Origin of the sequence: Rhodococcus sp. LB1 (assembly GCF_001583455.1) — a bacterium.
In the GTDB taxonomy this organism is placed as follows: domain Bacteria; phylum Actinomycetota; class Actinomycetes; order Mycobacteriales; family Mycobacteriaceae; genus Rhodococcus_F; species Rhodococcus_F opacus.
This window is the reverse complement of sequence record NZ_LTCZ01000030.1, coordinates 19,964-31,426: the sequence shown is the minus strand read 5'-3', so window position 1 is coordinate 31,426 and position 11,463 is coordinate 19,964. Positions and strand designations below refer to the sequence as shown.

The window sequence follows — 11,463 nt, the reverse complement described above, 5'->3', positions numbered from 1 at the left end:
CTCAATTCCGCAACAGCCCCTCTGGACTCGTTAACCACGCACGGGTGCGGAGCGCCGCGACACCAGCGGTCACGACCCACACCGTGAACGGGTACAGGGCCAGGCGTTCGGTGATGCCGAACGGTTCGCCGGGGAGGAGGATCGCCGCCATCCCGACGACCCCGATGAGGCAGCACAGACCGGTCCAGAGCGCGAAGATGCGCCCACGCTCGTAGAGCGCGATCGCGATGACGATCATGGCGGCGTTGCGGGCGACGAACGTCGGGGTCGCGACCAGCTGGTGCAGGTGGGCGTCCACATTGATCGGAACGACGCCCGTCATGGCCGCACTGACGGCCGCCAGACCGAGCAGCGTCAACACGGCCCGGCGCAGGCGTCCCGGTGGCAGGAACTCGCGAAGGCCCACCGCTCCCGCGAGAATGAGCACCCCCGTCAGCACGAAAGCGCTGTTGATCACCGCGTGCAGCGGTGAGCACAGCCGCGCGGCCGCGGCCTGGGCCGCGGAGCCGTCGCACCCCGTGACACCCAGATTGCTGACCGAATTGGTCCGCACCGCGTACGGCCGCGGCCAGGCGCGCGCGGTCACGACCTCCGCGAGGAAATACAGGGCGATGAGCACCCAGGCCGTGGCTCCGACCCGCACAGCCAACAGTCGCTGGGCGGGTGACGGCGTTCGCACGACGCTCACCCCTCCGAACCGTACCCGGCTCACCGAGTGGATTGTTGACAATCTTCGGGAGCGGCTCGACCATGTAGCCATGGCCCCGCTGACGAGAATTCCGGTAGCTGACTCCGAAGAGACGGGACAGATCGACGCGTGGCTGAGCTGACACGTCCCGCGGCCGACCTGCATGCCGAGCTCGCCGAGCTGGGCATCGACCTCGACATCGGATCGCGGCGGCGCGCCGAATACTCCTTCGACGCCTCCAATTACCGGGTGCCGCCGCTGGCGGTGGCGTTTCCGCGCAGCGCCGGCGACGTGGTGGCGATCGTCCGGGCCTGCACGGACCGCGGCATCCCCATCACCAGCCGCGGTGGCGGCACGTCACTCGCGGGCAACGCGATCGGCAGGGGAGTGGTACTCGACTTCTCCCGGCACATGAATCAGGTGCGGGCCGTCGACGCGTCCGCTCGGACCGCCGTCGTCGAACCCGGCATCGTCCTCACGGACCTGCAGAAAGACGTGCAACTGGCGACGGACGGCGCGTTCACCTTCGCCCCCGACCCGTCCAGCAAGTCCCGCGCGACCGTCGGCGGCGCGATCGGCAACGACGCCTGTGGCAACCACTCCGTGCGGTACGGCCGCACGTCCGATCACGTCGTCGCACTCGATCTCGTGACGGCGGACGGGCACCGGCTGACCGCCACCCACGACGGGCTGCGGGCCACCGACCCGGAAGACTCATCTGCGGTGAGCGAGGCCGAACGGATCGCCGCCGGACTCGACGAGCTGACACAGGAGCATCTCGGCGACTTCCGCCTCGAGCTGGGCCGCATCCCGCGACAGGTGTCCGGATTTCACCTCGCGAACCTGTTGCCCGAGAACGGCTTCGACGTGGCCCGCGCCCTGGTGGGAAGCGAGGGGACGTGTGCGGTGATCGTGTCCGCGACCGTCGCGCTGGTGCCGGTGCCGCCCGCGGCGATGCTGCTGTGCCTCGGATACCGCGACCTGGTGGACGCCGCCCGCGACAACGCGCTGATCCTCGAATACTCACCCGCTGCGATCGAGGGCATCGACTCGGCGATCGTCGACACCATGCGGCACCTGCGCGGCGCCGACTCCGTGGTCGGTCTGCCCGACGGCGAGGCCTGGCTGTACGTCGACCTCGACGGCGAGGATCTCGACGAGGTGAAACTGCGCGGGGCCGAACTGGTCTCGAAGCTGCGGGCGGCCGGACGGCTCGTCGACTCGCGGGTGGTCGGGGACCCGGCGGAACGCGCGTCGCTGTGGCGGGTGCGCGAGGACGGCGCCGGACTGTCGGCCCGACTCGTCGAGGGCAGCGAATCCTGGACGGGCTGGGAGGATTCCGCCGTCGCACCCGACCAGCTGGCCGACTACCTCGTCGACATCAAGGCCCTGCTCGCCGAATTCGGTCTCACCGGCGTGATGTACGGGCACTTCGGCGCCGGCTGCATGCACATCCGCATCAACTTCGACCAGCGCACCGAGGAGGGCCGGGACGTGATGTCGCGGTTCATCCACCGCGCCGCGGAACTGTGCGTGCGGTTCGGGGGATCGATGTCGGGGGAGCACGGCGACGGTCGCGCGCGGTCGGCGCTGCTGCCGATCATGTACACGCCCATCATGATGGCGGCGTTCGCGACGTTCAAACGGCTCTGGGATCCGGCGGCCGTGCTGAACCCGGGCAGCATCGTCGACCCCGAACCGCTGCTGGGCAGCCTGGCCCTCGACGGCGTGAACCCGCGGTCGTGGCAGACCACATTCGACCTCACCCCCACCAGCGACGTCCCCGTCGCACCGTTCGTCCACGCCGTTCAGGGGTGCATCGGGGTGGGCCGCTGCCGCGCGTCGACGGGCGGGGTGATGTGCCCCAGCTTCCGCGCGACCGGAGACGAGAAGGACTCCACCCGCGGCCGGGCCCGCGCCCTGCAGGAGATGGTCCGCAACTCGCCGACCGTCGCCGACGGATGGCGCTCCGAGGACGTCAAGGAATCCCTCGACCTCTGCCTGTCCTGCAAGGCCTGTTCCACCGACTGCCCGGTGGGCGTCGACATGGCCACGTACAAATCCGAATTCCTCGACCACCACTACCGCGGCCGGGTGCGTCCGCTGTCGCACTACTCCCTCGGCTGGCTGCCGGTGTGGCTGAAGATCGCCGAACGCTCCGCCCCCGTGGTGAATCGGCTCACCGCGGGCCGGCTGGCGAAGGTCGCGGCCAAGCTGGGTGGTCTCACCCCGCACCGGTCGATGCCGGAGTTCGCGTCCCGCAAGCAGATCCGCCGGGAGCTCGGGGAGACGTCGCAGAACGGCACCGCGGACGTCGTGGTGCTCGCCGACACGTTCACCCGCGGATTCCGCCCCGAGGTGGTCGGCGCCGCGTCGCGGGTACTCGCCGAGGCGGGCCTCAGCTCCCAATGCCGCAGCGACGTGTGCTGCGGGCTCACCTGGATCTCCACCGGACAGCTGAAGCAGGCGAAGAAGACCCTTGCCAAGGCGGCCGAACTCCTCGACGACGGCACCGACCGGCCCATCGTCGTCCTCGAGCCGAGCTGCGCCGCCGCGTTCCGCAAGGACCTGCCCGAACTCGTCCACACCGACGCCGCCCGACGCGTCGCCGCCCGCGTGCAGAGCTTCGCCGGCGCGGTCCTCGAACGCACCCAGGCGGGCTGGACCCCGAGCGTGCCGCTGCCCGAGGACGTCACCGTGCAGACCCACTGCCACGAATACGCCGTGTTCGGCGCGGCCGGCCAGCGGAAGGCGCTGCAGGCGATCGGGGTGGAGCGTGTGCGCGAGGCCACCGGATGCTGCGGCGTCGCAGGAAACTTCGGGTTCGAGGCCGACCACTACGACCTCAGCATGCAGGTGGCGGAACAGGCACTCGCCCCCGCACTGCGCGACAGTCCCGAAGACGCAGTCGTGCTGACCGACGGATTCAGCTGCCACATGCAGGTGCGGCAACTCGACCCGACCCGATCGTCGCAACACCTCGCCCAGCTGCTCGACCCCGCACCATCGTCGAAAACCGAACACCAGAGCGGAGACTGACATGTCGCAGTTGTCGATGACCAGTGAACAGCGCGAGAAGTTCCTCGCCGACGTGCACGTGGGGGTGATCGCCGTCGACCGCGACGGGCGGGCGCCGCTCGCCGTGCCCATCTGGTACGGCTACGAACCCGGCGGCCACGTGTACGTCTGGACCGGTCGCGGGTCGCTGAAGGAGCGGCTGATCCGCGCCGCCGGCCGCTTCAGCCTCGTCGCCCAGGACGAGAAGCCGCCCTACCGGTACGTCAGCGTCGAAGGTCCGGTGGAGTTCGACGAATCACCCACCGCCGACGTCGTCCGCGAACTCGCCACCCGTTACCTCCCCGCCGAGGAGGTCGACAGTTTCGTGGAGGAGGCGTACGACGACAGCGCAATCGTCATCCGCATGCGGCCGGAGCACTGGCTGAGCGTGGACTACGGCAAAGGCGCGTAGCGCCCGTGCGCGGTTGGCGAGTCCCTGGACTCGTTGACCGCTCACGAGCGTTCAGCTCACGCTGATTCTGACGATGGCGGCGCGGGCCGATGTGCGGAAGCGTTGAAGGGCAGTTGTTCCGCCTCGACAGGAGCGCCCTTCATGACCGAACTTCTCGACCTGAGCACCGACGTCCTCGTCATCGGCGGCGGCCCCGCCGGAACGTGGGCCGCCCTGCGCGCACGGCAATCCGGGGCGGACGTCGTCCTCGTCGACAAGGGGTACTGCGGAACCAGCGGCGCCACCGCGCCTTCGGGCACCGGCATCTGGTACGTCGACCCCGACCCGTCCGCGCGGGCGAAGGCCAAGGCCAGCCGTGAAGCGCTCGGCGGCCATCTCGCCGACCACCACTGGATGGACCGCGTCCTCGACCAGACGTACGCGAACATGAACCTCCTCGCCGAGGAAGGCCGGTACCCGTTCCCCGTCGACCCCGACACCGGCAGGCAGATCCGCACCGGACTCCAAGGGCCCGAATACATGCGGCGGATGCGGGCGTGGGTGAAGAAGGCGGGCGTCCGGATTCTCGACCACTCGCCGGCCCTCGAACTGCTCGTCGACACCGACGGCCAGGTGCGCGGCGCGGCGGGTTACCAGCGCCAGGACGACCGCGACTACCGGATCACCGCGGGCGCCGTCGTGATCGCGAGCGGCGGCTGCGCGTTCCTGTCCCGCGCCCTGGGCACGAACGTCGACACCGGCGACGGCGCGCTGATGGCCGCCGAGGTGGGTGCCACGTTCTCCGGCATGGAATTCTCCAACGCGTACGCGATCGTCCCCGCCAACTCCACCATCACCAAGACCGCCTACTACGGCTACGCCACGTTCTTCCACGCCGACGGGCGCGTCCTCGAGGGCGCCGGCTCCACCAAGGGGCGCTCGGTGATCGCGAAAACGCTGCTGTCCGAGCCGGTGTTCGCCCAACTCGACCGCGCCGACGACGACGTGCAACGCAAGATGCGGCTCGGCCAGCCCAACTTCTTCCTGCAATTCGACCGTCGCGGCATCAACCCGTTCACCGACCGCTTCGAGGTCAGCATGCTCGCCGAGGGGACGGTGCGCGGAACCGGCGGCATCGAGGTGGTCGACGACACCTGCGCCACGTCCGTCCCCGGCCTGTTCGCGGCGGGCGACGCCGCGACCCGCGAACGCATCTGCGGCGGCTTCACCGGCGGCGGCAGCCACAACTCGGCGTGGGCGATGTCGTCCGGCAGCTGGGCGGGCACGGGGGCCGCGCGGTTCGCGCGAACCGAACGTCGGGTCCGGGCGGGCGAACTGCGTCCCGCCGGGCGGGCCGGTCTGCGTCCGACGCAACGGTCGGGGCTGGAGGCGTCCGCCGTCGTCGCGGCCGCGCAGGCGGAACTCATCCCGTACGAGAAGAACTACCTGCGGGACGGTGTGCGGGTGCAGGGTGCGCTCGACGAGCTGGAGTCGTTGTGGACGGCGTTGTCGCTGGGCCTCGGCGGCGACTCCGGCGACGAACGTGTCCGGGCCCGTCAGGCCGCGGCGATCACCGCGGTGGGCCGGTGGATGTACCACTCGACGCTCGCGCGGACGGAAACCCGCGGAATGAGTAAGCGCGCCGACTACCCGGACCTCGACCCCGCGCAGCACCACCACGTGCTCACCGGTGGGCTGGACGACGTGTGGACCTCGACCGGCGCGGCACACAGTGGGCTGTTGCGGGTGGCTTCGTGATCGAGGTGCTGCTGGCCGAGGCGTGCATCGGCTGCGAGAAGTGCGTCGACGCGTGCCCCACCAACGTGTTCGACCGCACCGACACCGGGATCCCCGTGATCGCGCGGCAATCGGACTGCCAGACGTGCTTCATGTGCGAGGCGTACTGCCCGGTCGACGCGCTCTACGTGGACCCGCAGTCCACGCCGCTCGTCGACGGGCAGAACATCCCGGAGGACCACATCGGCCGGTACCGCGAGAAGCTCGGCTGGGGGAAGGGGCGTGCCGCAGGCTCACTCACGGCGGTCGGGCCGTCCCTGCCGCACGGGGCACCGCCGCCACGGCTGCACTCGTGAGTGCGTAGCGAGTCCAGGGACTCGTCAACCACTCACGGGCGGCGGAGCCGCTAGATTGGAGGCACCGGAACAGTCGTCACCTGGGGGCAGGGGTGCGGATGCAGAATTCGAAGTCGACACCGATGACCGTGCCCGGGCTGCGGGTGTACCGGCCCGAATCGCCCGCGGCGCGGATGGCGCTGGTCGGCGCAACCGTCGTGGTCGGCCTCGTGCTCATGTGGATGGCCGGGCGGTCGGGGCCCGTTCGCACGTGGATGGTGGCGGCCGGAATCGCCGTCCTGCTGGTGGCCCGGGGACTGCACCTGCGGCGGCCCGTCACCATGACACATTCGGTGGCGGCGGTGCTGTTCGTGGCGGCAGCGGATGTGGCGTACACGAGCGCACATTCGACTCCCGGGTTCCTCCTCCTCGTGGCCACCGGACCCGTGCTGATGCTGCCGGTGCGCAGTGTGCCGCAGCCCGAGGACCGTGCCCGTGTGTTCTCGCTGATCCAGCAGACCACGGACGACCCGTTGTCGCCGTTCGCCCTCAATTCGGCGAAGTCCTACTACTTCAACGCGTCGGGCAGCGCGGCGATCGCCTACCGGGCCCGGTCCGGAATAGCGGTCGTCTCCGGCGATCCCATCGGCAACGCGTTCGAATTCGGTGCCCTCCTCGACGAGTTCTCCGAGTTCGCCGCCGAACGTGGTTGGCGCGTCGCGGTGCTCGGCGCGGGGGAGCGCGTCGCCCGGCTGTGGGAGATCGGCGGCGACACCCGGAAGCCGTTGACGGCGGTCCCGATCGGGCGCGACGTAGTGATCGACGTCGGACACTTCACCCTGCACGGCAGAAAGTTCCGCAACCTCCGGCAGGCCGTGCAGCGCACCCACAACGCCGGGCTGACCACCGAGATCGTCCCGGAAGCCGCGCTCGACGAACCGACGCGGCGGGAGTTGTCGGACATCGTCGAGGACGCCCGTGCCGGACATCAGCGCCGCGGGTTCTCGATGATCCTCGACCACCTGCTGGACGGCACGCTCCCCGGTGTTCTGCTCGTCATCGCCCGTGACGGCACCGGTCGCGCCGTGGCCTTCCAGCGTTACGGCACCGCCGATTCCGCCCGCGAACTGAGCCTCGACGTTCCGTGGCGCGGCGAGGGCGCGCCGAACGGCACCGACGAACGCATGACCGTCGACGTCATCCGGTACGCCGAGCGGACCGGTGCGCGATACGTCTCGCTGTCGTTCGCGGCGTTCCCCGAACTCCTCGACCCCGACGCACCCGGTGCGGGGGCCCGGCTCTTCCGCCGTGTCCTGCACCTCGGCGACGTGCTGATCTCGCTCGAGTCGCTGTATCGCTATCTCGGCAAGTTCCATTCCGTGGGGAACCGGCGATACGTCCTCCTGCGGTTCCGTTACCTGCTGCCCGTGGCGTTCGCGTGCCTGACGTTCGAGTTCGTGCCGCATCGGGAGCGGGCCTGAGGCGCGAGGTCAGAAGTCGAAATTCTTCTCGTTCGTCGCGGTGAGCGCATCGACGACGGCCGCGAGATCGGTCTTGGAGACGTCCGGGGTCGCCTCCTTCGGCTTCGGTCGCGTCGTCTTGTCCGGTGGGGTCTGATTCTTGCCGGGCCGTTCGTCCGTCATCTGTGCACCTTCGCGATAGGCCGAGCCGGGCAGGTTTACTGACCAGTACACCGTCGGGCGTCTGCCTCCGCAACTCGACGGGGTCCTGATGTGACGCGGTCCACGTCGAACCAGCTATCGGTCAGCTATCACGGTGTGATCGACTGCGGCGACAAGTGCTCGTGGACGGCGATCCAGCCCGACTCTGCGCGCCGCCGGAAGAGGATCGTCTCCCGTTCGTCGAGCTCGACCGTTCCCGTCGAATCCCGCACGGTGGTGCCGACCCGATGCGTCAGCACCGCGACATCCGGGGCCGGGAACGTGACGTTCTGCTCGCTGGAGCGGCACGCCAGGACGCGGAACCCGTCCGCCTCCCACTCGGCCCACAGGTCGCGGTAGGCCTCGCGACTGGGCAGCGGCACCGGGTGGGTGTAGAAGACGAATGTCGCGTCCGGGCTGAACGCCTGGAAGTAGGCCGTCGTGTCGTGCTCGCCGAAAGCCCGGATCAGCGCGTCGATCGCGTGCTGGACGTCTGCCGTCGTCGTGTCAGCCATGCGCCGGGCTCTCCTCGACTGCCAGTGCGGCTTCGCTGTCTTCGATGAACCGTTCCTCGGTGTCGAGGTCGAGCGACCGGGACAGGACCCAGTACACGATCCCGGACACGGCGAGCCCGACCGCGAACGCGACGTCGACGTCACCGATGGTCGCGGCGATCGGTCCGACGTAGAACGGCAGCACCATGAACGGCACGGACGCGACGATGCCGGCGAAGAAGGCCGTCATACCCCGCCACGACCACATCCCGTACAGGCCGTCCGGCGTGAACAGGTCGGTGATGGCGTAATGCCCGCGGCGCACGAAGAAGAAGTCGGTGAGATTGACGGCGGTCCACGGCACGAGGAGGTACAGCATGATCAGCAACGTCGTGTTCAGGACGGTCGTCGAATCGGTGAAGAGCAGACTCAGCACCAGCCAGACCGCGGCCAGCGCGAGGACGGTCACCACCCGGATCCGGCGGGACGGGGTGACCTTCCGGAAGGAGTCGATGCCGGTGATCACGGTCAGCATGCCGCTGTACGCGTTCAGGCCCATGGTCGCCACCAGCACGAGCGTCGCGACGAGGGCGAGCACGCTGCCGAGGAACGGGACCACCGAGTTGCCGGCGTCGTGGATGCCTGCGAGCGCATCCGTGGCTCCGAGCCGGGTGGCCATCCACGCGCCCACCGGGATCAGCCAGACCGGCGACGCCGAGGCGCCGAGGAACACGGCCGACACGATGGCCGACGTGCGCGTGTTGCGCGGCAGGTACCGCGAGTAGTCCGACACGTACGGCGCGTAGGTGATGTTGTAGGAGGCCGCGACACTGAACTGGGCGATGAACGCCAGCAGGGTGAACCCGCCCGTCGCGGCGCCCGCGTCGCCGCCTGCGTGCCCGAACACGACGCCCCACGTGAGGATCGCCCACAGCGGCAGCGACAGCCAGAACAGCACACGGAACGACAGGTGCAGGAGATCGTGACCGTAGATCGCGAGCAGCGTCGCGACCGCGGTGATCACGACGGCGATGACGGCCGCGTTCCACCCGAAGATGCTGTGCAGACCCGCCTTGATGATGACGACGTCCACGACGTTGAACCCGACGTACGTGAACAACGTCCCGATGAGTGCGAGGACGACACCGCGATAGCCGAACTGCGCGCGGGACTGCACCATCTGCGGGAGTCCGAGCACCGGTCCCTGCGACGCGTGGAACGCCATGAACAACGTTCCGAAGAAGATGCCGAGAATGCCCGCGACGACCGTCCAGCCCAACGACAGGCCGAGGGCGGGGCCGACGAAGCCGATGGCCACCGTGAAGGGCTGGAAGTTTCCGACGAACCAGAAGGGGCCCTGGTCGCGGACCTTCCCGTGACGTTCGTCCTCGGGGACGTAGTCGATCGAGCGGGTCTCGATGGTGCCACCGAGGGGCGCGGCGGTGTCGCCGGAGTGATCTGACACTGAAACTCCTAGGAGGTGCTGTGGCTCTGATCACTACTCTGCGCACTGCGCCGCCCCGGCACCAGAGGCGAGATGTACAGTTCGTCTATTACGGTTGGGCAATTAGTACAAGAGGTCGCCGGTGATCACCGTTCAGGACGTCCTGTCTGCTCCCACGCTGCGGCTCACGTCGATGAGCGGGACGGCGGGAGTCGGCAACCCCATCACCGCAGCGCACGTGTCCGAACTGACGCGTCCGCGGGACTGGCTCCAGGGCGGCGAGTTGCTGATGACCGTCGGCCTGATGCTTCCCACCACCGAATCCGGGTGCCGCGACTACGTGCGGGATTGCGTCGCGGGCGGGGTCGCCGCACTGTGCCTCGGTCTGGGGCACGGGCTGCCCTTTCAGGCGCCACCGGCGCCACTCGTCGCGGCGGCGCGTGAATTCGGCGTCCCGCTGCTCATCGCCCCCGACTCGGTGCCGTTCATCGCCATCACCAAGTGGATCTTCTCCCGGATAGCAGAGGAAGAGAAACGCGCGCTCGAGGACGCCATCGAACTGAGCTATCAGCTCACCGCGGTCGCGGCCGGACCGTCGCCGCTGAGCGGACTGCTCGGCAAATGGCGTTCCGTCAGCGGCTCACTGTGCGCGGTGCTGGACGCGTCGGGCGGGGTCGTTCAGCTTTCCGATGGCGTCGATGCGGCGTTCCTGCAGGACGCCCACGACCAAGTAGGTCGCTACACCACCCGCGCCAAGGGCTGGACGGCGTTCGGCGGTGCCGGTCGGCGGGAACTCGAACTGCACCCCGTTCGCATCGAGAACCCGCTCGCGTTCGTCGTGCTCGAGCGGTCGGCGGACAACGCGCTGCGGCACGCGTCCAATGTTCTCGTCTCGCTGCTGTCGCTCGAACTCGAACGCCGTCACGTGGCCGGCGAACCCGAGCGGCAGCGGCGGGCGGCGGCGCTGGCGCAGCTGCTCAGACCCGGACTCCGGAGGGAGCGCGCCCATCAGATCGCCGCCGGCATCGGGCTGCCCCGGGACCCCCTGCAGATCGCCGTCGTGCGCTCCACTCCCGAGGCGGTGGCCGACCTGACCGTCCGGATCGGTTCGGCCCTCTCGGATTCCGTCCTGAGACAGCGCAACTCGGACATCGAGATCGCGCACCCCGAGGTCGCCGGGCTGGCGGAACTGCTGTCGAGCGTGGCGGAGGGATGCGCGATCGGGATCGGTGCGCTGGTTCCCGTGGACGCGCTGGCCGTGTCGGCGATGCAGGCGCGGTCCCTCGTCGCCGTCAGCGCCCGACTGGGTCGCGCCGTCGACGCCAAGGAAGGGGAGACCGTCCAGTTGCTGCTCCGGCTCGGCTCGGCCGACGTGCTCAGCGGCTTCTCCACCGCCGTGCTCGCACCCCTCGATCAGCTCGAGCCGCGCGAACGCGTCGAACTCCAGCGAACGCTCGAGGAATGGCTGCGAGCCAACGGGGCATGGGACCCCGCCGCGGCCGCCCTCTCCGTGCACCGCAACACCGTCCGGAACCGGATCGACAAGATCGCGGCACTGACCGGGCGGAACCTCGACCAGGCCGACGACCGCATGGAGCTGTGGCTGGCGCTCAAGGCCAGGGCGGTGACCCCGTCTTCGGACGAACCCGACTGACG

10 protein-coding genes are annotated in these 11,463 nt (G+C 69.4%); 6 read left to right on the top strand and 4 right to left on the bottom strand.

Annotated features, from left to right (window positions below; genetic code table 11):
• Window position 1 precedes the first annotated feature (1 nt).
• A complete protein-coding gene (locus AZG88_RS05965; protein ID WP_061697196.1) occupies window positions 2-760 on the bottom strand; it encodes a DUF998 domain-containing protein in 759 nt (252 codons plus the stop codon).
• Between the two features lie 57 nt (window positions 761-817).
• On the opposite strand from AZG88_RS05965, the gene AZG88_RS05960 reads away from it, so the two are divergent.
• From AZG88_RS05960 to AZG88_RS05940, 5 genes are all read left to right on the top strand, one after another.
• The gene (locus tag AZG88_RS05960) at window positions 818-3,727 is read left to right on the top strand and encodes an FAD-binding and (Fe-S)-binding domain-containing protein (RefSeq protein ID WP_061697195.1); all 2,910 of its coding nucleotides are present in this window, start codon (window positions 818-820) and stop codon (window positions 3,725-3,727) included.
• A gap of 1 nt (window position 3,728) precedes the next feature.
• Window positions 3,729-4,157: a pyridoxamine 5'-phosphate oxidase family protein gene (locus AZG88_RS05955; RefSeq protein ID WP_025433015.1), complete on the top strand. Its 429-nt coding sequence runs from the start codon at window positions 3,729-3,731 to the stop codon at window positions 4,155-4,157.
• Between the two features lie 141 nt (window positions 4,158-4,298).
• Window positions 4,299-5,894, top strand: a complete 1,596-nt coding sequence (locus AZG88_RS05950) for an FAD-dependent oxidoreductase (protein WP_061697194.1) — start codon at window positions 4,299-4,301, stop codon at window positions 5,892-5,894.
• Window positions 5,891-6,229: a 4Fe-4S dicluster domain-containing protein gene (locus AZG88_RS05945; RefSeq protein ID WP_061697200.1), complete on the top strand. Its 339-nt coding sequence runs from the start codon at window positions 5,891-5,893 to the stop codon at window positions 6,227-6,229. The genes AZG88_RS05950 and AZG88_RS05945 overlap by 4 nt, the downstream gene beginning before the upstream one ends.
• Window positions 6,230-6,327: 98 nt before the next feature.
• Window positions 6,328-7,689 (top strand): bifunctional lysylphosphatidylglycerol flippase/synthetase MprF, encoded by a 1,362-nt coding sequence (locus tag AZG88_RS05940; protein ID WP_037183206.1) that lies wholly within the window; start codon window positions 6,328-6,330, stop codon window positions 7,687-7,689.
• 9 nt (window positions 7,690-7,698) lie between these two features.
• Here AZG88_RS05940 and AZG88_RS52490 read toward each other — a convergent pair whose 3' ends face one another.
• From AZG88_RS52490 to AZG88_RS05930, 3 genes are all read right to left on the bottom strand, one after another.
• A complete protein-coding gene (locus tag AZG88_RS52490; RefSeq protein ID WP_007300518.1) occupies window positions 7,699-7,851 on the bottom strand; it encodes a hypothetical protein in 153 nt (50 codons plus the stop codon).
• A gap of 128 nt (window positions 7,852-7,979) precedes the next feature.
• On the bottom strand, window positions 7,980-8,384 hold the full coding sequence (locus AZG88_RS05935; protein ID WP_061697193.1) for a YybH family protein: 405 nt from the start codon (window positions 8,382-8,384) through the stop codon (window positions 7,980-7,982).
• Window positions 8,377-9,828 carry a purine-cytosine permease family protein gene (locus AZG88_RS05930; RefSeq protein WP_005252714.1) on the bottom strand — a complete coding sequence of 484 codons (1,452 nt, stop codon included), beginning with the start codon at window positions 9,826-9,828 and terminating at the stop codon, window positions 8,377-8,379. Before AZG88_RS05930 ends, AZG88_RS05935 begins: the two co-directional genes overlap by 8 nt.
• A gap of 121 nt (window positions 9,829-9,949) precedes the next feature.
• Here AZG88_RS05930 and AZG88_RS05925 point away from each other — a divergent pair, with 121 nt between their 5' ends.
• On the top strand, window positions 9,950-11,461 hold the full coding sequence (locus AZG88_RS05925) for a PucR family transcriptional regulator (RefSeq protein ID WP_061697192.1): 1,512 nt from the start codon (window positions 9,950-9,952) through the stop codon (window positions 11,459-11,461).
• Window positions 11,462-11,463 lie beyond the last annotated feature (2 nt).